Annotated in this window: 19 protein-coding genes and 1 tRNA gene; 9 read left to right on the forward strand and 11 right to left on the reverse strand. The window is 60.5% G+C overall.

All coding sequences use genetic code 11. The features are described from left to right. Positions 1-61: 61 nt before the first annotated feature. The gene (gene galU / locus ACP7BS_RS16805) at positions 62-949 is read right to left on the reverse strand and encodes a UTP--glucose-1-phosphate uridylyltransferase GalU (protein WP_426239000.1); all 888 of its coding nucleotides are present in this window, start codon (positions 947-949) and stop codon (positions 62-64) included. A gap of 301 nt (positions 950-1,250) precedes the next feature. Here galU and ACP7BS_RS16810 point away from each other — a divergent pair, with 301 nt between their 5' ends. Both ACP7BS_RS16810 and ACP7BS_RS16815 read left to right on the forward strand, forming a co-directional pair. Next, positions 1,251-2,471, forward strand: coding sequence for a lytic murein transglycosylase (locus ACP7BS_RS16810; protein WP_426229728.1), 1,221 nt, complete (start codon positions 1,251-1,253; stop codon positions 2,469-2,471). A 137-nt stretch (positions 2,472-2,608) separates the two neighbouring features. Next, positions 2,609-3,835, forward strand: coding sequence for a DUF459 domain-containing protein (locus ACP7BS_RS16815; RefSeq protein ID WP_426239001.1), 1,227 nt, complete (start codon positions 2,609-2,611; stop codon positions 3,833-3,835). A 92-nt stretch (positions 3,836-3,927) separates the two neighbouring features. On the opposite strand, the gene ACP7BS_RS16820 is transcribed toward ACP7BS_RS16815, so the two are convergent. The 5 genes from ACP7BS_RS16820 to gltB all read right to left on the reverse strand — a co-directional run bounded on the left by ACP7BS_RS16820 (position 3,928) and on the right by gltB (position 12,476). Continuing rightward, positions 3,928-5,427 (reverse strand): DegQ family serine endoprotease, encoded by a 1,500-nt coding sequence (locus tag ACP7BS_RS16820; protein ID WP_426239002.1) that lies wholly within the window; start codon positions 5,425-5,427, stop codon positions 3,928-3,930. Positions 5,428-5,794: 367 nt separating this feature from the next. Then, the gene (locus ACP7BS_RS16825; protein ID WP_426239003.1) at positions 5,795-7,249 is read right to left on the reverse strand and encodes a glutamate synthase subunit beta; all 1,455 of its coding nucleotides are present in this window, start codon (positions 7,247-7,249) and stop codon (positions 5,795-5,797) included. Between the two features lie 16 nt (positions 7,250-7,265). Then, positions 7,266-7,433 (reverse strand): hypothetical protein, encoded by a 168-nt coding sequence (locus ACP7BS_RS16830; protein ID WP_426239004.1) that lies wholly within the window; start codon positions 7,431-7,433, stop codon positions 7,266-7,268. Between the two features lie 17 nt (positions 7,434-7,450). After that, positions 7,451-7,702 carry a hypothetical protein gene (locus tag ACP7BS_RS16835; RefSeq protein ID WP_426239005.1) on the reverse strand — a complete coding sequence of 84 codons (252 nt, stop codon included), beginning with the start codon at positions 7,700-7,702 and terminating at the stop codon, positions 7,451-7,453. A gap of 52 nt (positions 7,703-7,754) precedes the next feature. After that, entirely contained in the window at positions 7,755-12,476 is a 4,722-nt protein-coding gene (gene gltB, locus ACP7BS_RS16840) for a glutamate synthase large subunit (protein ID WP_426239006.1), read from the reverse strand. 563 nt (positions 12,477-13,039) lie between these two features. Here gltB and ACP7BS_RS16845 point away from each other — a divergent pair. Beyond that, positions 13,040-14,086: a threonine aldolase family protein gene (locus tag ACP7BS_RS16845; protein WP_426239007.1), complete on the forward strand. Its 1,047-nt coding sequence runs from the start codon at positions 13,040-13,042 to the stop codon at positions 14,084-14,086. Here ACP7BS_RS16845 and ACP7BS_RS16850 read toward each other — a convergent pair whose 3' ends face one another. Next, positions 14,087-14,962 carry a LysR substrate-binding domain-containing protein gene (locus tag ACP7BS_RS16850; protein WP_426239008.1) on the reverse strand — a complete coding sequence of 292 codons (876 nt, stop codon included), beginning with the start codon at positions 14,960-14,962 and terminating at the stop codon, positions 14,087-14,089. It lies immediately after the preceding gene. Positions 14,963-15,058: 96 nt separating this feature from the next. On the opposite strand from ACP7BS_RS16850, the gene ACP7BS_RS16855 reads away from it, so the two are divergent. After that, complete coding sequence (locus ACP7BS_RS16855; protein WP_426239009.1) at positions 15,059-16,042, forward strand: bile acid:sodium symporter family protein; 984 nt, start codon at positions 15,059-15,061, stop codon at positions 16,040-16,042. A 7-nt stretch (positions 16,043-16,049) separates the two neighbouring features. Here the strand turns inward: ACP7BS_RS16855 and ACP7BS_RS16860 are convergent, their stop codons facing one another. Further along, positions 16,050-16,850 (reverse strand): APH(3') family aminoglycoside O-phosphotransferase, encoded by an 801-nt coding sequence (locus tag ACP7BS_RS16860; RefSeq protein ID WP_426239010.1) that lies wholly within the window; start codon positions 16,848-16,850, stop codon positions 16,050-16,052. Between the two features lie 120 nt (positions 16,851-16,970). After that, entirely contained in the window at positions 16,971-17,447 is a 477-nt protein-coding gene (locus tag ACP7BS_RS16865) for an Hsp20 family protein (RefSeq protein ID WP_426239011.1), read from the reverse strand. A 535-nt stretch (positions 17,448-17,982) separates the two neighbouring features. Here ACP7BS_RS16865 and ACP7BS_RS16870 point away from each other — a divergent pair. Further along, a complete protein-coding gene (locus ACP7BS_RS16870) occupies positions 17,983-18,960 on the forward strand; it encodes an alpha/beta fold hydrolase (RefSeq protein WP_426239012.1) in 978 nt (325 codons plus the stop codon). 13 nt (positions 18,961-18,973) lie between these two features. Here ACP7BS_RS16870 and hisN read toward each other — a convergent pair whose 3' ends face one another. Continuing rightward, positions 18,974-19,747 carry a histidinol-phosphatase gene (hisN, locus tag ACP7BS_RS16875; RefSeq protein WP_426239013.1) on the reverse strand — a complete coding sequence of 258 codons (774 nt, stop codon included), beginning with the start codon at positions 19,745-19,747 and terminating at the stop codon, positions 18,974-18,976. A gap of 42 nt (positions 19,748-19,789) precedes the next feature. On the opposite strand from hisN, the gene ACP7BS_RS16880 reads away from it, so the two are divergent. Further along, positions 19,790-19,993: a hypothetical protein gene (locus ACP7BS_RS16880; protein WP_426239014.1), complete on the forward strand. Its 204-nt coding sequence runs from the start codon at positions 19,790-19,792 to the stop codon at positions 19,991-19,993. Positions 19,994-20,129: 136 nt separating this feature from the next. Here ACP7BS_RS16880 and ACP7BS_RS16885 read toward each other — a convergent pair whose 3' ends face one another. Continuing rightward, positions 20,130-21,014, reverse strand: a complete 885-nt coding sequence (locus tag ACP7BS_RS16885) for an N-formylglutamate amidohydrolase (RefSeq protein WP_426239015.1) — start codon at positions 21,012-21,014, stop codon at positions 20,130-20,132. Positions 21,015-21,208: 194 nt separating this feature from the next. Between ACP7BS_RS16885 and cpdR1 the strand changes: the two genes are divergently transcribed. The 3 genes from cpdR1 to ACP7BS_RS16900 all read left to right on the forward strand — a co-directional run bounded on the left by cpdR1 (position 21,209) and on the right by ACP7BS_RS16900 (position 22,126). After that, complete coding sequence (gene cpdR1 / locus ACP7BS_RS16890; protein WP_018327941.1) at positions 21,209-21,571, forward strand: response regulator CpdR1; 363 nt, start codon at positions 21,209-21,211, stop codon at positions 21,569-21,571. A gap of 96 nt (positions 21,572-21,667) precedes the next feature. Further along, a tRNA-Val gene (locus tag ACP7BS_RS16895) sits at positions 21,668-21,742 on the forward strand. A gap of 54 nt (positions 21,743-21,796) precedes the next feature. Then, on the forward strand, positions 21,797-22,126 hold the full coding sequence (locus ACP7BS_RS16900; protein ID WP_426239016.1) for a hypothetical protein: 330 nt from the start codon (positions 21,797-21,799) through the stop codon (positions 22,124-22,126). Positions 22,127-22,302: the final 176 nt, after the last annotated feature.

Raw genomic sequence — 22,302 nt, forward strand, 5'->3', positions numbered from 1 at the left:
GACAACGAAAAGAGCCCGCCGACCATTCCGTCAACGGGCTCTTTTGCGTCTATCGGATGGGTTACTTCAGGTCGTGCAACAAAGCCTTCAGAGGACCTTCCACCCCCGGCCGGATGTCGCCGCGCGCCAAGGCGAAAGCGACGTTGGCCAGGATGAAGCCTTCTTTCATGCCGCAGTCATAGGTGTTGCCGCGGAAATGGTACCCGGCGAAATCCTGCGTCTGGGCAAGCTTGAGCATGCCGTCGGTCAGCTGGATCTCGTTACCGGCGCCGCGCTCCTGCGTCGCCAGGATCGAGAAGATCTCCGGCTGGAGGATGTAACGGCCGTTGATGAAGAAGTTCGAGGGGGCGGTACCCTGCGGCGGCTTTTCGACCATCTTGGTGATCTTGAACCCGTCGCCGACCTTTTCGCCAGCGCCGACGATACCGTATTTATGGGTCTGGTCCGGCGCGCATTCTTCGACGGCGATGACGTTACCGCCGCTCTGCTCGTAAAGCTCGACCATGCCCTTCAGGCAGCCCTTTTCGGACTGCATGATCATGTCGGGCAAGAGCAGCGCAAAAGGCTCGTTGCCAACGAGTTCACGCGCACACCAGACGGCGTGGCCAAGCCCAAGCGGCGATTGCTGGCGGGTGAAGCTGGTGCTGCCGGCAACCGGCAGAATGCTTTCGAGAAGCGTCAGTTCCGCCGTCTTGTTACGCTCGCGCAGGGTCTGTTCCAGCTCGACCTGGATATCGAAATAGTCCTCGATCACGTGCTTGCTGCGGCCGGTGACGAAGATCAGATGTTCGATGCCCGCATTCAACGCCTCGTCCACGACATACTGGATCACCGGCCTGTCGACGACGGTCAGCATTTCCTTCGGAACGGCTTTGGTCGCGGGCAGGAATCGGGTCCCCAGGCCGGCGACAGGGAAAACGGCTTTACGAACTTTACGCTTGTCAGTCATTGACATCTCCAGGATCACAGCAGCGTGATTTAAAACGGTTAGGGCCTCTATCAATAGGCAATAAACGTAAAATTGCTATTTTTTTGCAAAGGAAGACCTTACCAACCATTCATGGTAAAGAATTTGTTGACTTCATTTTCGTAAGATTTCGTTTCTGGCGGTTGCCTCTCGGGCTGAACGGCTAGAGAATGGAACCACATGCATGTAACCTGTGCATGAAGCTGGCTCTAAGACTGTAAATTTGCGCACCGCCGGTCACCCCTGATCGCAGCAGAGCGCCGACCAACGGAAACGACAGCTGATGACAAAGACCCGACACACCCTCCTTCGCTGTGCTGCCGCCGCATTGATGACAGCCGCAGCCCTGTTTTCCCCGGCAACAGCCTCGGCTGACGCGGGTTTCGAGACCTGGATCAACAGCTTCTATGCCACCGCCGCCAAGAGCGGCATCACCAAGGCGACCTACCGCCAGGCTTTCGCCGGCGTGAAGACGCCCGATCCGGACGTGCTGCAGAAGGCGGCCTATCAGCCCGAGTTCAAGAGCAAGATCTGGGAATATATCGACAGCCGCGTCAATCCCTACACCCGCAAGGTCGGGCAGGAGATGGCGGTCAAGCATGGCCGCACGCTCGCGGCGCTCGAGAAGCATTTCGGTATCGACAGGAACGTGCTCCTGGCCATCTGGTCGATGGAATCCAACTACGGCGCCGTGCTGGAAAAGGACGATCGCCTGCATTACGTGCCGCGCGCTCTCGCCACGCTTGCCTATGCCGATCCGAAACGGTCCAAATATGCCAAGACGCAATTGATCGCGGCTCTGAAGATCCTGCAGAACGGCGATGTCACGCCGCGCGAGCTGAACGGCTCCTGGGCCGGTGCCATGGGCCACACGCAATTCATTCCGACCAGCTACCTGCTCTACGCAGTCGATGCCGACGGCAATGGCCATAAAGACATCTGGAACTCGGTGCCGGACGCGCTCGCGACCGCAGCCAACCTGTTGAAGAAGAACGGCTGGCAATCCGGACAGACCTGGGGTTACGAGGTCTCCCCGCCGAAAAACGGCAGCCAGTATGCCGGCCAGACGAAGACGGTTGCCCAGTGGGCAGCACTTGGATTCACCCGCCCCAACGGCAAGGGTTTCCGCAACGGCGACGCCCGCGCCGAGCTGAAAATGCCCGGTGGCGATGGTAGCCCAGGCTTCCTAATGACCAAGAATTTCTTCGTCATCAAGCGCTACAACGCCTCGGACTCCTATGCGCTGGGCGTTGGCCTTCTGGCAGACGAGATCGCCGGCTATGGCGGCATGCAGCAGGCCTGGAGCCGCCCGGACGGTTCGCTCGACATCAAGCAGAAGTTCGAGCTGCAGTCCCGCCTGAAGGAACTCGGCTATTACGACGGCGAAGTCGATGGCAATTTCGGCTCCGGCTCCAAGGCCGCCATCCAGGCCTTCCAGAACCGCAATGGCCTTTCGCCTGACGGCGAACCGACCCAGCACCTGCTGAAGGCGTTGCGGAAGTAACATTCCGGGGCGTTGAACGCTCTCAATTGCGGCGCAATCCTTGTGCATCCTTGATGCGGCGCCTTTCGAAAGAGAGGCGTTGCGCGTTTGCGTAGAGACACTTTAGACGTCGGGCCAGAACAGTGCGGAACAGGTGCATGAGCGGCAGAGACAGCAGCAGCGGCCTTCACCGCCTGTTCAACGGTCTGATCGTCGTCGCGATCAGCCTGACTGCGTGCGTCATGGAGCCACCCCGCCAGGCGCAAGCGCAAGAACGCCGGACCATTCTCGACATGCTTTTCGGATTTGGCCGCCGGCAAGCGCCTCCCGTCTACGACGACGCTCCGATCTACGAGCCTCGGCAAAGGCAGCCACAGCAGCAGCAACGTCTGAAGGTCAGAAAGACACAGCAAAAGGCGAAACCGGCGCCTGCCGAGCCCGCCCCCGTCGTCGTCGAAAAGCTGGAAACGGCCAAGAAGGTCCTCGTCGTCGGCGACTTTGTTGCCGGCAGTCTTGGCGACGGACTGAAGACTGCCTTTGAGACGACCCCAGGCATCGTCATCGAAACCCGCGCCAATGGCTCCTCCGGACTTGTTCGCGAGGACTATTTCAACTGGCCGGAAAACCTGTCCGCCTATATTTCAGAAACGAAACCGGCACTGATCATCATCAGCCTCGGCGCCAACGAGCGTCAGCAGATGTCGATCGGCGGTGAGAAGGAAAAATTCCGCACCGACCGCTGGCTTGCCGAATATACCCGCCGGGCCGGCGCCTTCGCTGCGCTTGCCCGCAAGGACAAGACGCCGATGCTCTGGGTCGGCATGCCGCCTTTCCAGTCGACGTCGATGACCGCCGATATGGTGACCCTGAACGGGGTCTTCCGCACGGAAGCCGAAAAGGTCGGCGGTACCTTTGTCGATATCTGGGATGGCTTCGTCGATGAGGACGGAAAATTCGTCATGACGGGCTCCGATATCAACGGCCAGCAGGTCCGTCTGCGCGGATCCGACGGTATCAACCTCACCAAGGCCGGCAAGCGCAAGCTCGCCTTCTATGTCGAAAAGGATATCCGCAAGCTTCTGGGCGATGCTGCCGCCTCGGCCCAGGATATTCCGGGCGCCGACGGCATGAAGGACCTGGTCGTCGCTGCCCCGACGGCCAACGAGGATATTCTCCAGACCCAGCCGATCGGTCTCAACGATCCCGAACTGGACGGCTCCACCACCCTTCTCGGTGGGGGCGCGGTCTTGACGAGCAACGGCAAGAGCCCGCGCGACCGGCTCGTTGAAAAGGGCGAAGTGGCCGAAGCGCCGGCGGGGCGGGTGGATGATTTCCGATTATCAAAACCGGACACGGTGATCAGCAATCCGGTATTCCGCAACTAACCCTGCTCAAGCATGAAACCCCGTCCTCCTTCCGCCGGGAGAACGGGGTCTTCGGCAGCCCGCATCTTGCGAGTAAGGCTGCCAACCCGGGGTCAGGTTGCCGCGAACGGCACGGCGATGAAGGTCTTCTGATCGCCGCGTTCGATGAGCAGCAGCACGGATTTGCGCCCGGACTTCACCGCATTGGCGATCGCAGTTTTCACATCGCTGGCGCCAAGGACGGCCTTGTCGTTGACCGAGACGACGACATCGCCCGTCTGGATACCGGCAGCGGCAGCCGGCTTGTCCGGGTTGACCTTGGCAACAACGGCACCGGTCGCATTGTCAGGTAGCTTCAGTTCCTGGCGAACATCCGGTGTCAGGTCGGCAAGGGCCACGCCGATGCTCGGACCGGTCTGCATCTTGCTGTCCTCCCTGGTAGCCGAAGCCTGCTTCTCGTCGCCGTCATTGCCGCCGACGGTGACGCGGAGGTCAACAGTCCTGCCATCATGCCAGACGGTCATGGCTTCCTTTGCGCCCGGTGCCAGATCGGCAACCAGCCGCGACAGATCGTGCGGCGACTTTACCGCCTCGCTGCCGATACTCATGATGATATCGCCGGTCTTCACACCCGCATGGGCCGCCGGCGTCCCCGCGTTGACGGTAGCGACCAGAGCGCCTTCCGCCTTGGCGAGCCCGACCGCGTCGGCAACATCCGCCGTCACCGGCTGGATCTGGACGCCAAGATAACCGTGGTCGATCGATCCGCTCTTTTCCAGCTTGGCGACGACCTTCTGCGCCTGATCGGACGGGATGGCGAAACCGACACCGACGCTACCGCCGTTCGGCGAATAGATCGCGGTATTGATCCCGACGACATTGCCGGCATGATCGACGAGGGGGCCACCGGAATTGCCATGGTTGATCGGCGCGTCGATCTGGATGAAGTCGTCATAGGGGCCACTGTGCAGATCGCGGCCACGGGCCGAAACGATACCAGCGGTGACCGTCGTGCCGATGCCGAAGGGGTTTCCGATCGCCAGAATCTGGTCGCCCAGCTTCAATGCGTCGGAATCGCCCCAGGCGATCGTGGCCAGCGGCTTGCCGGCCGTGATCTTGAGCACGGCGAGATCGGACTTCGGATCGGCGCCCAGCAGCTTGGCCGGCAGTTCCGTACCATCATCCAGCGTCACCTTGATATCGATGGCGTTGTCGATCACATGATTGTTGGTGACGATGATGCCATCGCTGCTGACGATGAAGCCCGACCCGAGGGCCATGCCGCGTTCACCTTCCTGGTGCTGCGGCGCTTGCTTGGGCATGGGAATGCCCTGCTGCTCGAAGAACTGGCGGAATTGCTCGTCCATCGGCGAGTTGTCGCCGCTGTCGCTGACATCGGTAGCCTTCATGGTCGTGGTGATGGTGACGACCGCCGGCTTGTCGGCAGAAACGACATCGGCAAAGGAGCCGCTGGACACCAGCGGCGCGGTGGCTGGCGCGGACGCTGCCATTGCAGGTGTGGGATGAATGGTGAAGGGGAACGCCGCCGCGCCGACCAGGATGGCGGCTCCGACCAGCGCTGCGGCACGGTGAGTCAGGAGAATGTTGGACATGACAAAGGGTCCCTTACGAATGCGTTGGGGTGCGGCGTCATGGCTCCCTGTGATGGGAACGCGGCGTCGGGTGATCGGCAGCGTTTCTTCCACGATTTATCTTCAGAGATGCGCCTGAACTGGCGATCAATACTGATGGATCATGAAATACGCTTGAGATGGATATTATAACTGCTGCGAATATTTACAAATTAAAGGTTTATTACCGTTTCATTGCAGCAAGTTAATGTTGCATGGGATCGCGGCGCCATTACTTCAACCCAAGTGCAGGCGGCGCGCCGTTGCAACGGAACGGCCAACGCCGCGCACCAGCCCGGCACGCGGCGTTTTCCAATTGGGTTTGCCTTAAGCCAGAAGGCGGGCGTGATTAACGCGGCAGAACGGTCGAGCCCATCAGCGCTTCATCGATCGCCCGGGCTGCCTGGCGGCCTTCGCGGATCGCCCAGACGACCAGAGACTGGCCACGGCGCACGTCACCGGCCGCCCAGACCTTGTCGACCGAGGTCCGGTAGTCCTTGTCATTGGCGGTGACGAAGGAGCCGCCGCGCTTGTCCTTGCCGATGGTGAGCTTCTCGCCCATGTCTTTCAGAACGCTGTCGGTGCCTGGGCCACTGAAGCCGATGGCGATGAAGGCGAGATCGGCCTTGATGACGAATTCCGTACCGGCAATCGGCTTGCGGCGCTCATCGACCTGACAGCACTTGACGCCGGTCAAGACGCCGTCTTCGCCGACGAACTCAAGCGTCGCCACCTGGAATTCGCGCACCGCACCTTCGGCCTGCGAGGACGAGGTGCGCATCTTGGTGGCCCAGAACGGCCAGACGGACAGCTTGTCTTCCTTTTCCGGCGGCTGCGGGCGGATGTCGAGCTGGGTGACCTTGACGGCACCCTGACGGAACGCTGTACCGACGCAGTCGGACGCGGTATCGCCACCGCCGACGACGACGATATGCTTGCCCCCGGCGAGGATCGGGTCCGACGGCCAGCCGACGCTGTCGATGTTTTCGCGGCCGACACGGCGGTTCTGCTGGACGAGATAAGGCATCGCATCATGGACGCCGTGGAATTCGACGCCCGGAATACCGGCATCGCGCGGCGTTTCGGCACCGCCGCAATAGAGCACGGCATCATGCTCTTCGATCAGGCTGTCAACGGTGCGATCAACACCGACATTGACGCCGCAATGAAAGGTCACGCCTTCGCCGCGCATCTGATCGACGCGGCGGTCGATGAAGTTCTTCTCCATCTTGAAGTCCGGAATACCGTAGCGCAGCAGTCCGCCGGGCTTGGATTCACGCTCAAACACATGAACTTCGTGACCAGCGCGGGCAAGCTGCTGGGCCGCTGCCATGCCGGCCGGGCCGGAGCCGATGATCGCCACCTTCTTGCCGGTCTTGGTGAAGGCCGGCTGCGGCACGATGTAGCCCATTTCATAGGCCTTGTCGGCAATCGCCTGCTCGACGGTCTTGATCGTCACTGGCGCATCTTCAAGGTTCAGCGTGCAGGCTTCCTCACACGGCGCCGGGCAGATGCGGCCGGTGAATTCCGGAAAATTGTTGGTTGAGTGCAGGTTGCGGATCGCCTCTTCCCAGTTGCCGTTATAGACCAGATCGTTCCAGTCGGGGATCTGGTTGTGCACCGGGCAGCCGGTCGGGCCATGACAATAGGGGATGCCACAGTCCATGCAGCGCGCCGCCTGTTTCTGCACTTCCGGTTCCGACATCGGGATTGTGAACTCGCGGAAATGCCGAATACGGTCCGACGCCGGCTGATACTTCGCCAGCTGCCGGTCGATTTCCATGAAGCCTGTGACCTTACCCATCTACCCGTCCCTTATTTCACAGCGAGGGCCATGCCGGTCCCCAATACCAGTAGGCGAAACCCACGGCCGCGCCCAATACGATGAATTCCCACCCTGCTGCACCGTTCACCACATAGACTGCCATTGGAATGGCGACTGCGATGGAAACTGAAATCAGCCTGTGAATGGCAACGGAAAAACGCATATTCCAAACCTTTCCCGTCACCAGTTGTTATTCGTCCGGCTCAACAACCCCTGGCCAATCCCATCCTTCCACACTATGAAAGGATTGAACCTTGCCCACATCGCTTCACGCTCGGCTTCTTCCGCCGGATGAACAGATATGACGCCGTCCCTGTCTTGAACGATGACGATCTCCTCCCCTTCGAGGAAGAAATCATCCGGAATGGCGACAAGGCGTCGATTGCCTTCTTTGATGATCCTGCTTCTGTGTTCTCTTGCAATTGCCGACATCGGCGCCTCCATCATAGGTTGAATTCCCATAACACAAGGCACCGATCTTTAACTACTCCGCCGCGATGCCCATACGCATGCGCTCCATTTCCTCGAGCGCACGCCGGTACTCGACCGGCATGACCTTGCGGAATTTCGGCCGGAACTCGACCCAGTGGTCGAGGATTTCCTTGGCGCGCGGCGAGCCCGTGTAGTGCAGATGGTTGGAGATCAGCTGGTAGAGCCGCTCGTCGTCATGGCGCGTCATGTCGCCGGCAACATCGACCATGCCCTTGTGCATGAGGTCGCCGCCGTGATGATGCAGCTTCTCCAGCATGTCGTCCTCTTCCGGAACCGGCTCGAGTTCGACCATCGCCATGTTGCAACGTTTCGGGAAATCGTCGCTTTCATCCAGCACATAGGCAACACCGCCCGACATGCCGGCTGCGAAGTTGCGGCCGGTTTCGCCGAGAACCACGACCACACCGCCTGTCATGTATTCGCAGCCATGATCTCCGACGCCCTCGACGACCGCGATGGCGCCGGAGTTGCGCACGGCGAAGCGTTCGCCGGCGACACCGTTGAAGTAGCACTCGCCGGAAATCGCGCCGTAAAGCACCGTATTGCCGACGATGATCGACTTGGCCGCGACGATCTTGGAGTTTTCCGGCGGGCGCACGACGATGCGGCCACCCGACAGACCCTTGCCGACATAGTCGTTACCGTCGCCAATCAGTTCAAACGTGATGCCCTTCGCCAGGAAGGCGCCGAACGACTGTCCGGCGGTGCCGGTGAGCTTCACCGTGATCGTGTCATCCTTCAGCCCCTTGTGACGGTAGCGCTTGGCGACTTCACCGGAGAGCATCGCGCCAGCCGATCGGTCGACGTTCTTGATATCGACCTCGATCGTCATAGGCGTCTTCGATTCCAGCGCCGGCATCGCTGCCGCAATCAGCTTGCGGTCGAGAATGTCGTGGATCGGATGGTTCTGCCTCTCGGTCCAATAGGTCTTTTCCTTCGGCGCATCGACCTTGTGGAAGATGCGGGAGAAGTCGAGACCGTTGGCCTTCCAGTGCGAGATCATCGCATCCTTTTCGAGCAGTTCGGAAAGCCCGATGACTTCATCGAACCTGGCAAAGCCGAGCGACGCCAGGATTTCGCGCACTTCCTGGGCAACGAAGAAGAAGTAGTTGACCACATGCTCGGGCGCACCCTTGAAGCGCTTGCGCAGGACCGGGTCCTGCGTTGCCACCCCCACCGGACAGGTGTTGAGATGGCATTTGCGCATCATGATGCAGCCTGCGGCAATAAGCGGCGCCGTCGAGAAACCGAACTCGTCGGCTCCCAGCAGCGCGCCAATGATGACGTCACGGCCCGTCTTCAGGCCGCCATCGACCTGCAGCGCGATGCGCGAACGCAGGCCGTTCAGCACCAGCGTCTGATGGGTTTCGGCAAGGCCGATTTCCCAAGGGGATCCTGCATGCTTGAGCGATGTCAGCGGCGAAGCACCGGTGCCGCCGTCATAGCCGGAGACGGTGATATGATCGGCGCGGGCCTTGGCAACACCGGCCGCAACCGTGCCGACACCGACTTCGGAGACCAGCTTGACGGAGATATCCGCTTCCGGGTTGACGTTCTTCAGGTCGTAGATCAGCTGTGCCAGATCCTCGATCGAATAGATGTCATGGTGCGGTGGCGGGGATATCAGGCCGACGCCCGGCGTCGAATGGCGGGTCTTGGCAACCGTCGCATCCACCTTGTGGCCGGGCAGCTGGCCGCCTTCGCCGGGCTTTGCACCCTGCGCCACCTTGATCTGCAGCATGTCTGCATTGACCAGGTACTCGGTTGTGACGCCGAAACGGCCGGAGGCAATCTGCTTGATCGCCGAACGTTCCGGATTGCGCGAGCCATCATGGAGCGGCAGGTAACGATCGGCTTCCTCGCCACCCTCGCCAGTGTTCGACTTGCCGCCGATGCTGTTCATGGCGATGGCCAGCGTCGTATGGGCTTCGCGCGAGATTGATCCGAACGACATGGCGCCGGTCGAAAACCGCTTGACGATATCGACGGCCGGCTCGACCTCGTCGATCGGGATCGGCTTGCGGCCGATAGTTTCGGCGCCCTTGATCGAGAACAGGCCGCGAATGGTGTTCATCCGCAACGCTGCGCCATTCACCATCTCGGCAAACTCGCGGTAACGATCCTCGGCATTGCCGCGCACGGCATGCTGCAGCGAGGCAACCGCGTCCGGCGACCAGGCATGGCCTTCGCCGCGCATGCGGTAGGCATATTCGCCGCCAATATCGAGCGTGTTCTTCAGAAGCGGATCGGCACCGAAGGCCGCCTGGTGGCGGTTGAAGGTTTCCTTGGCGATCTCTTCGAGGCCGATGCCTTCGATCTGCGTTGCCGTGCCGAAGAAATACCGGTCGATCAGTTCCGAGTTCAGGCCGATCGCGTCGAAAATCTGGCCGCCGCAATAGGACTGGTAGGTCGAAATGCCCATCTTGGACATGACCTTGAGGATGCCTTTGCCGACCGCCTTGATGTAGCGGTAGACGACTTCGCTGCCATCGACTTCCTTCGGAAATTCACCGCGCTTGTGCATGTCGGTCAGCGTATCGAAGGCAAGATAGGGGTTTATCGCTTCGGCACCATAGCCTGCCAGCAGGCAGAAATGGTGCACTTCGCGCGGCTCGCCGGTTTCAACAACGAGACCGACGGAGGTGCGAAGCCCCTTGCGGATCAGGTGATGGTGGACGGCCGCCGTTGCCAGTAGCGCCGGGATCGCCATGCGGTCCGGACCGATCTGGCGGTCGGAGAGCACGATGATGTTGTAACCGCCCTTGACGGCGGCCTCGGCCCGTTCGCACAGCCGGTCGAGAATTTCCGGCATGCCTTCGGCACCGCGCGTTACGTCATAGGTGAAGTCGAGCGTCTTGGTGTCGAAACGGTCTTCCGTGTGACCGATCGAGCGGATCTTTTCGAGATCGCCGTTGGTCAGGATCGGCTGGCGCACTTCCATCCGCTTTGCATGGGCCATGCCGGCATGGTCGAGCAGGTTCGGGCGCGGGCCGATGAACGAGACGAGGCTCATCACCAGCTCTTCGCGGATCGGGTCGATCGGCGGGTTGGTGACCTGCGCGAAGTTCTGCTTGAAATAGGTATAGAGCAGCTTGGTCTTGTCCGACATCGCCGAGATCGGCGTATCGGTTCCCATCGAGCCGATGGCTTCTTGGCCGGTCGTCGCCATCGGCGACATCAAAATCTTGGTGTCTTCCAGGGTGTAGCCGAACGCCTGCTGGCGATCGAGCAGCGACACGTCGCGGCGCAGCGCCCGGGGCTCGACCGGCTTCAAATCTTCGAGAATGAGCTGGGTGTTGTCCAGCCACTGGCGGTAGGGATGCTGGTTGGCAAGGGTCGATTTCAACTCCTCGTCGGAGATGATCCGGCCTTCTTCCATATCGATCAAAAGCATCTTGCCCGGCTGCAGGCGCCACTTCTTGATGATGCTCTCTTCCTTGACCGGCAGCGTGCCGGCTTCGGACGCGAGGATGACGCGGTCGTCGTCGGTGACGAGGTAGCGCGCCGGGCGCAGACCGTTGCGGTCGAGCGTCGCGCCGATCTGCTTGCCGTCGGTAAAGCAGACGGCGGCAGGACCATCCCACGGCTCCATCAGAGCGGCGTGATATTCGTAGAATGCCTTGCGCTCGGGCGCCATCAGCTGGTTGCCGGCCCAGGCTTCCGGGATCAGCATCATGACCGCATGCGACAGCGGATAACCGCCCTGCACGAGGAATTCGAGCGCGTTGTCAAAACAGGCGGTATCCGACTGTCCCTCATAGGAGATCGGCCACAGCTTGGAAATGTCGCCACCGAACAGCGGCGAGGACACCGATGCCTGGCGCGCGGCCATCCAGTTGACGTTGGCGCGCAGCGTGTTGATTTCGCCGTTATGCGCAACCATACGGTAAGGATGCGCCAGCTTCCACGACGGGAAGGTGTTGGTCGAGAAGCGCTGGTGCACCAGCGCGACAGCCGATTCGAAGCGCGGATCGGCCAGATCCTTGAAATAGGCGGCAACCTGATAGGCCAGGAACATGCCCTTGTAGACGATGGTCTTGGTCGACAGCGATACCGGATAAAAACCGGTTTCGGCGCCTTCGAAGGCATCGTAGATGCGGTTGGAAATCACCTTGCGCAGCGTGAACAGGCGGCGTTCAAATTCGGCGTTGGTGGCCGCATCGCGACCGGCACCGATGAAGACCTGGACGTGGTGCGGCTCGGTCGCGGCAATGTGTTCGGCCTTGGACAGCGACGCGTTATCGACCGGCACTTCACGAAAACCGAGCAGCGTCTGGCCTTCTTCGGCAACGACATCGGTGATGACCTGCTTGAAATGGGCGATCTGCGCCTCGTCCTGCGGCATGAACAGGTAGCCGACAGCGTATTCTCCGGCCTTTGGCAGGATGACGCCCTGCAGCGCCATTTCCTCACGGAAGAAACGGTCGGGGATCTGCACCAGAATGCCGGCACCATCGCCCATCAGCGGATCGGCGCCGACAGCGCCGCGATGCGTCAGGTTTTCCAGGATGAACAGGCCGTCCTTGACGATCTGGTGTGACTTCTGGCCCTTCATATGCGCGACGAAGCCGACGCCGCAGGCGTCATGCTCGTTGCGCGGATCATAAAGTCCCTGTTTTTTCGGCAGGCCCGGAAATGCGGTATTTTTTTCAACCGTCGCCGTTGGGCGCGCAGTGTTGAAACCAGTTACGGTGGATGGCGTAAGGTCCGTCATCGTCTTCCCTCCTGTTAACCCGGCATGGCCGGATATTTCCGCAATCCAGGCAGGCTTTTGCGGGCAAGAGTCCCGCTGAAGCCGGCACCGGCATTATCGTTGCATGATCCTGATCCGGTCGCAAATGAAGCATGGACTGCATCCGGCACAGAGTGCTCGCGACCATCGCGATTGTCCCGCCTGCCCGGACAAGAAAGCGTCCGGCGCGGTCTACAATCGTCAGCCAGAAGCCGCATCAGGCGGGCTTTTCGGCGTCCTTCCGGTCTTGAGACCGAAATAGGACAGTCATACTGTCCTATTTCATAGGCTCTATGCCAGAAAGCACCCTCCTCTGCAAGACCACTAATGCAAAATATTCGATCCTATTTTACCGAACATTGCGGTTAATTTCGCCTTTTTGTAATTTTCTTTCGCTAACCTCTCGTTTTCTTCAATTTGGTTTCAAACTGGTCTGATATTGTCCCTATCTCGCCTTGTCTGGATTGATTGCCGCGACGGCATCCGTATGGTCTCTCCCGACCGTTCAATTCGGGGACATTTCCTCGAAACAGCAGGATTGCATCATGATTTTCTCTTCCGACAACTGGGCGGGCGCCCACCCCGTGATTGCCGAAAGCCTCGTCAAGGCCGCCGGCGGCTTTGCGCCTGCCTATGGCACCAGCGATCTCGACAAGAAGGTCGAGAAGGCGCTGTCAGAGGTGTTCGAACGTGAGGTCGCCGTCTTTTTCGTCGCCACCGGAACCGCCGCCAACTCGCTGGCGCTGGCCAGCACCAACCGTCCGGGCGGTCACGTACTCTGCCACCGCGAAGCGCATGTGAATGCAGATGAATGCGGCGCGCCGGAATTCTTCTCGCATGGCGCCAAGCTTGCCCCGGTCGATGGGCCGAATGGCAAGATGGACCCGAGCCGGCTGGAGAAGGAAATCCAGCGCACCCGCGGCGGCGGCGTCCACGGCGGCCAGCCGATGGCCATCACCATGACGCAGGCGACCGAGGCCGGCACCGTCTACAGCCTGGACGAAATCGATGCGATCGCCGCCATCGCCAAGTCGTCCAAGCTGCCTTTGCACATGGACGGCGCCCGTTTCGCCAATGCGCTGGTGACGCTCGATACGACGCCAGCCGAAATGACCTGGAAACGCGGCATCGACCTGCTCTCCTTCGGCGGCACCAAGAACGGCTGCTGGTGCGCCGAGGCGCTGATCCTGTTCGATACGTCCAAGGCCGAGGAGATGGGCTACCTGCGTAAGCGCTCCGCCCAGCTGTTTTCAAAATCGCGCTTCATCGCCGCCCAGTTCGACGCCTATCTCGAAGGCGGCCTCTGGCTCGACCTTGCCCGCCACGCCAACAGCATGGCGGGCCGGCTTGCCACGGGTATCGAGAGGTCGAACAGCGCCCATCTTGCCTGGCCGACCGGGTCCAACGAGCTGTTCGTCGTGCTGAAGAAGGAGACAGCAGTCAAGCTTCAGGCTGATGGCGCCGTCTTCTACGATTGGCCGGTGCCGCACACTTTGTCGGACTCGGTCGCTGAGAAGGAAGGCCTCTACCGCCTGGTCACCAGCTTTGCGACGACGCCTGAGGATGTCGACCAGTTTCTGAAAGCCCTCTGATCAGAGCGCCTTGCCTGCCCCCGCAGCCGCCTGCAGGCCGCCGACTGTGGACAGGATCTCACCGGACAGGGCTTTTACCAGCGCCCTGTCCGCCCCACGCCGCGCCACCAGCACGAACTCGACATCCTCAAGCCGCGGCAGCCTGTCCGAGGTGATCTCGCGCAATCCTGCCGGTGCCATGCTGCGCGGCTGCACCAGAACGCCCATTCCGGCACGCGCCGCAGCTGTCAGTCCGCTGAGGCTGCCGCAGGTGCAGACGATACGCCACGGAACTCCGGCCCGCTCCAGCGCTTCGAGTGCGACGCTGCGGGTAATACTCGGCGGCGGAAAAGCGATCAGCGGCAGCACATCGCTGCGCATCACCCGCTCCGGATCGCGCGCCAACCAGACCAGCGGCTCGCGATAGACCAGTTGGCCGCGCGCATCGCCGATCCGGCGCTTGGCCAGCACCAGATCCAGCGCGCCCTCGTCCTGCATCTGATAGAGCGTCCCGCTCAAGGCCACCGTCAGTTCGAGATCGACCGAGGCATGTGCCCGGGTAAAATCCTCTAGCACCGCCGGAAGACGGCTCATGACAAAATCTTCGGACACGCCGAGATGCAGCCGGCCATGCAGGCTGCGCTCGGCAAACAGCGATTTAACCTGCCCGTCCAGCGACAGCATGGCTCTGGCGGGGCCTAGCAAGGCCTCGCCATCTGCCGTCAGCGACACATGATGTGTATCGCGCTCGACCAGTTTGCGGCCGAGATCGGCTTCCAGCCGCCGGATATGCTGACTGACCGTCGATTGCCCGAGCCCAAGCCGCTCGGCCGCCAGGGTGAAGCTCGCCATCTGCTCGACCGCGAGGAAACTGCGAAGCTGCACCAGATCAAGCATCGGTCATCCTGAAATGTGATAATCGTTATTTCTTGCATTCGATATCATAATGACAATGATGCCGCCATCTGCTTTCCGATTATCTGGACGATCGATATGCGCCGCTTCCTGCCCGATACTTTTACCATCCTGCTTGTCTGCACGGTGATCCTTGCATCGCTGCTACCGATTTCAGGCGCGCCGGCGGACTGGTTCGGCCTGGCAACGAAGATCGCCATCGGCCTGCTGTTCTTCCTGCACGGTGCGCGGCTGTCGCGCGATGTCGTGGTGGCGGGCCTCTTGCACTGGCGGTTGCACATCGTCATCCTGGCCTCGACCTTCGTGCTCTTCCCGTTGCTCGGCCTTGCTGTCGGCTTCCTGCCTGAAAGCGTTCTGCCACCGGCGCTCTATACCGGCATTCTTTTCCTCTGCGTTCTGCCCTCGACCGTGCAATCGTCGATCGCCTTCACCTCGATGGCCGGCGGCAACGTACCGGCTGCCATCTGTGCCGCATCCGCCTCCAACATTTTCGGCATGTTCCTGACGCCGCTGCTGGTCGGCCTTCTATTCGCGTCCGGCGGCCAGGGCGGCTTCTCGTTGGATGCGCTGGAACAGATCCTGCTACAGCTGCTCGCGCCGTTCATCCTTGGCCAGATCCTGCAGCCATGGATCGGCAATTTCATCCGCGCCCGCAAGACGCTGTTGATGCCGGTCGATCGCGGCTCGATCCTGATGGTCGTTTATCTCGCCTTCAGCGAAGCGGTGACGGAAAACATCTGGAGCACGTTCTCCGTCCGCGACATCGCCGTGGTCATCGTCCTCGACATCCTGCTTCTCGCCGTCGTGCTGGTCATCACCATGTTCGGCAGCCGCCTGATGGGTTTTTCCAGGGAAGACGAGATCGCCATCACCTTTTGCGGCTCGAAGAAGAGCCTTGCCAGCGGCGTGCCGATGGCCAACGTCATCTTCGCCGGCCAGGGCATCGGCAGCATCGTCCTGCCTTTGATGCTGTTCCACCAGATCCAATTGATGGCCTGTGCGGTGATCGCCCAGAAATATGCCGAACGCTCACGGCGCCTCGCGGTTGCCGCAGCCGAATAGGCAGGAGTTAGAAAAACTCGTCCAGCAATTGATAATAAGCGAGCTTGGCCCGATCCAGCTGGGGGACACCGTAGAGATCAAGGAAGGCTTGTCCCCAAGCCTCGCCAAAATCGTCACAAACACTGCGATAGGCAAGCGCCAGGTCCTGATAGCGGTCAGCGACGCCCAGACGGGCACAGTCGATAAACCCGCTGAACCGGCCATCCTGCGCCAGCAGGTTCGGCAAGCACGCATCGCCATGCGTCACAACGAGATCGGCACCGTCAGGCTTTTGTGTTTCAAGAAGCTGGAAGAGGTCTTCGGCCGATTGATCAAGCCGCGCCTCATCAAAGTCGTCCTCGTCAACCTCCCCTGCCTCCATCCGCGCCTTGGCTAGCGCCAGCCGGTTAGAAAGGCTGTGGTCGAACGGGCAGGTCCGGATATCGATGGCGTGCAACAGCTGCAAAGCGGTGGCCAATATCCCAATGCACTGTTGCGGCGTGATCGCGGCGGCGGACAGATCCCGGCCCGGCATAGCGCTGATCAGCAGCCAGTTCCGTCCGTCATGAACGTCCTGCGCAATCACATTCGGGCAGGCAATCCCGGCTCCCGCAAGCCATCGCAGCCGCGTTGCCTCATCCGGCAATTCAGAGAACGGACCAGTAGGATCACATTTCAGGAAGAGGCCCGGCTCTCCCCCGTTGGCCAGCTTGAAGACACCTGCTGATGATTGGCCAACCTCATCACGTTCGAAATGATAGGGCGACAACCTCGTGCGCCACGCGGGTGGCAAATCACCAGGGTGCAGCACGGATACCAGTTCGCTCATTGAACCCCACTTCAAGATCATCACCCACTCATACAAAAAAGCCGTTTGCAACACAAGGTTGCAAACGGCTCTGGATTATCAGCAGCGCCCGTTCAGACGCTGCATCTTCTCGTCAACAGCTTAGTTGGCGCTACCGTTGACCTGGGTGGCTTCGATCTGCTTCGGCGCCGACTGCGCGGCAACGATGTCGATGCGGCGCGGCTTGGCGGCTTCCGGGATTTCGCGCAGGAGATCGATGTGAAGCAGGCCGTTCTTCAGTGAAGCGGACTGGATTTCCACATGGTCGGCGAGTTGGAAGCGGCGCTCGAAGGCGCGCTTGGCAATACCGCGATAGAGGAACTGGTTGTCGTTCGCCTTTTCTTCGCTCTTCTCGCCCTTGACGGTCAGCGTGTGCTCGCGGGCTTCGATCGAAAGTTCGCTTTCGTCAAAACCGGCAACGGCCATGGTGATCCGGTAAGTGCTCTCGCCGGTCCGCTCAATATTATAGGGCGGATAGGTCTGGGACTGGTCCGGCTGGCCGAGACTGTCGAGCATGGTGAAGAGACGGTCGAAACCGACGGTGGAACGGTAAAGGGGGGAAAAATCAACGTGACGCATGATGTCCTCTTTTGAGCAACTGGTGTGCGATCTTGGCTCTGTCATCCCTTGAAGCGGCGATGGCAGAACCGGTGAACGAGCCCGTTTTCGGCGCCCGTGATGATGAGATGGGAATTCATTTTGCGGCCTTCAAGCCCCAAGGCGGACAAGCTTCGGCGGCCTTGTGATCGGCCCGGCAGCTGATAAACGCAGGATGAACGGCCGGTTCGAGCTGCGTTCAGCTTTACTGCGATAAAACCAAACATCGGAAGACGAGGCTGGCAGCGGCGGTGAACGTCCCTTCTCCCACATGCTGCCTGTCCTCAACCGGCCGACTGTCTCTGGCCGGGAACGGTATATCGTCCCCACCGTTTCCGGCCCTTTTTCCCCGTCCTTTTCTGTGACCGGGCAATTGCTCCCGTATTTCTGCTGCCTCACCTGCACCGTTCCTTAATCGCTGTCGATCAAGGATGAGCCATCACAAATCCGGTGTATTGCCGGCGCATCCTTGCGCCAGCATCGCACCCTCAAAGACCCGCCGGACACGGACTTGCCCATGACGCCTACGCTTCACGCCACCCCGGACAACCCGATCCCCGGCAATCACACCGTCGGGTTCTTCGAGGGCGTGGGCAACTGCAGGATCCGCTATGCCATCTTCAAGTCGGATACGCCGGTCGCCAAGGGCACCGTCGTGCTCTTGCAGGGACGCAACGAATCGATCGAGAAATATGCCGAGACGATCGGCGAACTCACTGCGCGGGGTCTCTGGGTGGCAACCTTCGACTGGCGCGGCCAGGCGGGTTCCGAGCGGCTGCTGAAAAACGCGCGGCGTGGTCACGTCAGGCGCTTTTCCGACTACGAGAGCGATCTGTCGACCTTCCTCGAAAAGATCGTCCTGCCCGACACGCGCCTGCCCTTCTTCATGCTGGCCCATTCGATGGGGGCGCTGGTCGCTTTGTCGCAGGCGCCGATGCTTGCCAGCCGCATCGACCGGCTGGCCATCGCCGCCCCCTTCATGGCGCTTGGCGGCCAAAAGGTCGGTCCTGGCATGATCAGCTTCATGGCCAGCGTTTTCACGCTACTTGGCCTCGGCTCCCTTCCCTTGATGCGCGACAGGGGAGCGCGGCCGTTTCCGGAAAATCTTCTGACCTCGGATGGGCGGCGCTTTGCCCGCAACAAGGCGCTGACGGACACCCATCCAGAACTGGCGCTCGGACCGCCCACCGCCCGCTGGCTGCACGAAACCTTCAAGGCGATCAGGCGCGTTTCAGCCCGCGAACACCTGACGCAGATCCGCGTGCCGACCATCGTGCTGGCGCCGACGCAGGACAGACTGGTACCGCACCTGGCCGTGGAGACGCTTGCCCGCAACTTCCGCGCCGGCCAGATGATCCCCATCGATGGCGCCCGGCACGAACTTCTGCAGGAAGCCGACCATTATCGCGCCCAGGCGATCGCCGCCATCGAGGCCTTCATTCCCGGCAGCACGGCGGATACGGCCCTGGTCGACAGCGAGGACCTGTCGGCCTGACGCGCCCCGGCTCTCAGCCCTTCAGGATGGCCAGCGCCTGTGCGTGGATTTCAGCACTACCGGCCGCAATGACTTCGCCGCCCATTTCCGCCGGACCGCCATTCCAATCGGTGACGATGCCGCCGGCCTGCTCGATCAGCGGAATGATGCCACCGACATCGTAAGGCTTCAGGCCGCATTCGATGACGAGGTCGATATGACCGGCGGCAAGCAGCGCGAAAGCGTAGCAGTCGCAGCCGTAGCGGGCGAGCTGCACCTTGCTCTGCACTGCCTCGAAGCGGGTCTTGATATCGCCGATATAAAGATGCGGCGAGGTGGTGAACATGATCGCCTGGGAAAGGTCGGCGCAGGGCCGCGTCGAGACAATCTTGTCCTCGCCCGGCCCGCGATAATGGGTGCTCTTGCCATCGGCGAAATAGCGCTCGCCGATAAACGGCTGGTCCATCAGCCCCATCACCGCCTCGCCCTTGTGATAGAGGCCGATCAGCGTACCCCAGACCGGCAGGCCGGAAATGAAGGCGCGGGTCCCGTCGATCGGATCGATCACCCAGACATAATCGCGGTCGAGCCCGACATTGCCGAACTCTTCGCCGAGAATGCCATGCTCGGGAAAATGCGCTTCGATCAGCGTACGGATTGCCGTCTCGGCCGCGCGGTCGCCCTCGGTGACGGGGTCGAAGCCGGCAGCCTCCTTGTTGGCGACGCTGATGCCGGTGCGGAAACGCGGCAGGGTCTGCGCCTTGGCAGCATCGGCAAGGCGATCGAAAAACTCACGGTCCGGCAGCATGAAACCTCACGAAAATCGGGAAATGGAAGGCTGTTTGTGCTTATGACACATTTTTTTGAAAAAGAAGTCTTCGGCGAAAAAATCGAAGGAATCGCACCGATTCGCACATGCGAAAGCCGTCCTGCCCCGATTTTTCGAAGAACGTGCCTCAAAAATCAAAAGGAACGGCAAAACCGGGCGTTTTGCAGCAGTTCAGCACCCGTTGGTTTTGGCGCAGCGCAACAATTATGGCCAAATCTTGCTTGACAATTGTGCGCTGCAATATTAGCTTTTCCCTACAGTCACTTGTGGCTGTAAATACCCTCCTTGGGTGTTTCCTCCCTAGACTTAGCCGCGCCACAAGCGCGGTTTTTTTTGTCTTGATGCCGGGAAGAAAGTCGGCCTATTCGGCAGCCAGCGACGTGCTCGGCGCGTATGTGTCCACATGCGCGGCCAGTCCGCCGAGGAACATCCTGATGGCTTGGGCCAGCATCGGAAAGTCCTTCTTCTTCTGCAGTGTCGCCTCATCGATGTAGAGACCGCGATTGATCTCGATCTGCAGCGCATGCAGCCCGCGCGCGGGGCGGCCGTAATGCTCGGTGATGAACCCCCCAGCATAGGGCTTGTTGCGGGCAACCGAAAACCCGAGGTCCTCCAGCAAAGACACCGCCGCCCGCGACAGGTCGGCCGAGGCGCTGGTGCCGTAGCGGTCGCCGATGATGAAATCCGGCCGTTGGCCCGTTCCGGCCAGCCGGATATTGCCGGGCATCGAATGGCAATCGATCAGAACCGCCAATCCGAAATGCACATGGGTGCGGGCAATCAGCCGCCGCAGACAGGCATGATAGGGCTTGTAGATCGTCTCGATGCGCTCCAGCGCTTCGGCGACCGGAAAGCGGCCGCGATAAATTTCCATGTTCTCCGCCACCAGCCGCGGCACGGTGCCGAGACCACCCGCCACCCGCATCGAGCTGATATTGGCATGCGGCGGCAATGGCCCGTCGAACATGCGCGGATCGAGTTCATAGGGTTCGCGGTTGACGTCGAGAAAGGCGCGCGGGAAATGCGCCATTAACAATGGCGCGCCCAGATCTGTCACGGAATGGAACAGTTCGTCGACGAAATGATCCTCCGACCGGCGGATCGACACCTCGTCCAGACGCGATTTTTCAAGGAAGGAACGGCTGTAGACCCTGCCGCTGTGAGGGGAATTGAAGACAAAGGGAATGCGCTGCATTTCCGGCTCGCGAACTTCGAACTGTTCGGTTTCGCTGACGTTCTGCGTCATCGCAGCCCTTTTTTACCATGTCACAATCTTGATGCTTCGTGTATGTTGCCAGCAGGCGGCAATCATGTCCATAGTCGTTTCCTGCCAGTGAACGGGCTTGATCTTAAGTCTTCACCGGATATTTACCCACATGCGGTTTCATGACGTTACCGCAATTCCCGACATCGACACGTAAGGTGCAACGGCTTTAATCCATGAGTCCAAAAATCCTCCTCGCCGAAGACGATAACGACATGCGCCGGTTCCTGGTGAAAGCCCTGGAAAAGGCCGGCTATAAGGTGTTGTCGTTCGACAATGGCGCCAGCGCCTACGACCGGCTGCGCGAAGAGCCGTTTTCGCTTCTTCTCACCGACATCGTCATGCCCGAAATGGACGGCATCGAGCTCGCCCGGCGGGCGACTGAACTCGATCCGGACCTGAAGGTCATGTTCATCACCGGCTTTGCCGCGGTGGCGCTCAACCCTGATTCGAAGGCTCCGAAGGACGCAAAGGTCCTGTCCAAGCCCTTCCATCTGCGTGATCTTGTGGACGAAGTGAACAAGATGCTGGCCGCATAGGCCTGCGCCGCAAGGGCCGCAAAACTTCCTGTCAAAAAGCCGAAAAAAGCCTATTGACGCCCCAGGAGGTTTGTGGTCTATGCGCCGACATCGGATGGGCGTATAGCTCAGCGGGAGAGCACTACGTTGACATCGTAGGGGTCACAGGTTCAATCCCTGTTACGCCCACCATCCAGTTTTTAAAGGCCTTTCGGGAAACCGGAGGGCCTTTTAAGTTTTTGCGGCATGCCTGAAGAACGGCGCACCCAAGCAGCGACCGGACCGGTTGACTTTGCGGTTCACCGTCCGAATCATGCTCCGCCGCCCGACCGGCCACATCAAGAACAGCCCATCGATGCAACGCTGCGGCCAAGGACGATTTCGCCAGTGAAAGAAGCGCGTTACGATCTCCGCCAGGAAAAGAATGGCACATGGACCGTGATCGACGTCGTCACGCGGGTGCCTGCGGCCTCGGACGGCCGCGATCTGACTGGCCTGGAGCATGACGATGCAAAAGACATCATGGATGCGCTGAACGGAGATCACCTCGCCGGGCGGAAAAGCCCGCTGGTATAGAGCGCAAAATCCCCTCCCCGTTGCCGGAGAGGAGATTTGTACAATGGTTTACGTGATGAAATTGCTGGGTTGCAAAGTGTCCAGCGGCGGCAATAAAGATTGAAAAGCTGCGCCACGCATCCCCCAAACAAGGTAGGCAGACACCGTTATTGTTCGGAATCAACCGGTTGGGCAGG

It is taken from the genome of Pararhizobium sp. DWP1-1-3, from assembly GCF_049896125.1.
GTDB lineage: Bacteria > Pseudomonadota > Alphaproteobacteria > Rhizobiales > Rhizobiaceae > Pararhizobium.

Bases quoted from the DNA above. Each gene is read 5' to 3' on its own strand.
- galU (WP_426239000.1), bottom strand. From the start codon at position 949: ATGACTGACAAGCGTAAAGTTCGTAAAGCCGTTTTCCCTGTCGCCGGC.
- ACP7BS_RS16810 (WP_426229728.1), top strand. From the start codon at position 1,251: ATGACAAAGACCCGACACACCCTCCTTCGCTGTGCTGCCGCCGCATTG.
- ACP7BS_RS16815 (WP_426239001.1), top strand. From the start codon at position 2,609: ATGAGCGGCAGAGACAGCAGCAGCGGCCTTCACCGCCTGTTCAACGGT.
- ACP7BS_RS16820 (WP_426239002.1), bottom strand. From the start codon at position 5,427: ATGTCCAACATTCTCCTGACTCACCGTGCCGCAGCGCTGGTCGGAGCC.
- ACP7BS_RS16825 (WP_426239003.1), bottom strand. From the start codon at position 7,249: ATGGGTAAGGTCACAGGCTTCATGGAAATCGACCGGCAGCTGGCGAAG.
- ACP7BS_RS16830 (WP_426239004.1), bottom strand. From the start codon at position 7,433: ATGCGTTTTTCCGTTGCCATTCACAGGCTGATTTCAGTTTCCATCGCA.
- ACP7BS_RS16835 (WP_426239005.1), bottom strand. From the start codon at position 7,702: ATGTCGGCAATTGCAAGAGAACACAGAAGCAGGATCATCAAAGAAGGC.
- gltB (WP_426239006.1), bottom strand. From the start codon at position 12,476: ATGACGGACCTTACGCCATCCACCGTAACTGGTTTCAACACTGCGCGC.
- ACP7BS_RS16845 (WP_426239007.1), top strand. From the start codon at position 13,040: ATGATTTTCTCTTCCGACAACTGGGCGGGCGCCCACCCCGTGATTGCC.
- ACP7BS_RS16850 (WP_426239008.1), bottom strand. From the start codon at position 14,962: ATGCTTGATCTGGTGCAGCTTCGCAGTTTCCTCGCGGTCGAGCAGATG.
- ACP7BS_RS16855 (WP_426239009.1), top strand. From the start codon at position 15,059: ATGCGCCGCTTCCTGCCCGATACTTTTACCATCCTGCTTGTCTGCACG.
- ACP7BS_RS16860 (WP_426239010.1), bottom strand. From the start codon at position 16,850: ATGAGCGAACTGGTATCCGTGCTGCACCCTGGTGATTTGCCACCCGCG.
- ACP7BS_RS16865 (WP_426239011.1), bottom strand. From the start codon at position 17,447: ATGCGTCACGTTGATTTTTCCCCCCTTTACCGTTCCACCGTCGGTTTC.
- ACP7BS_RS16870 (WP_426239012.1), top strand. From the start codon at position 17,983: ATGACGCCTACGCTTCACGCCACCCCGGACAACCCGATCCCCGGCAAT.
- hisN (WP_426239013.1), bottom strand. From the start codon at position 19,747: ATGCTGCCGGACCGTGAGTTTTTCGATCGCCTTGCCGATGCTGCCAAG.
- ACP7BS_RS16880 (WP_426239014.1), top strand. From the start codon at position 19,790: ATGACACATTTTTTTGAAAAAGAAGTCTTCGGCGAAAAAATCGAAGGA.
- ACP7BS_RS16885 (WP_426239015.1), bottom strand. From the start codon at position 21,014: ATGACGCAGAACGTCAGCGAAACCGAACAGTTCGAAGTTCGCGAGCCG.
- cpdR1 (WP_018327941.1), top strand. From the start codon at position 21,209: ATGAGTCCAAAAATCCTCCTCGCCGAAGACGATAACGACATGCGCCGG.
- ACP7BS_RS16900 (WP_426239016.1), top strand. From the start codon at position 21,797: ATGCCTGAAGAACGGCGCACCCAAGCAGCGACCGGACCGGTTGACTTT.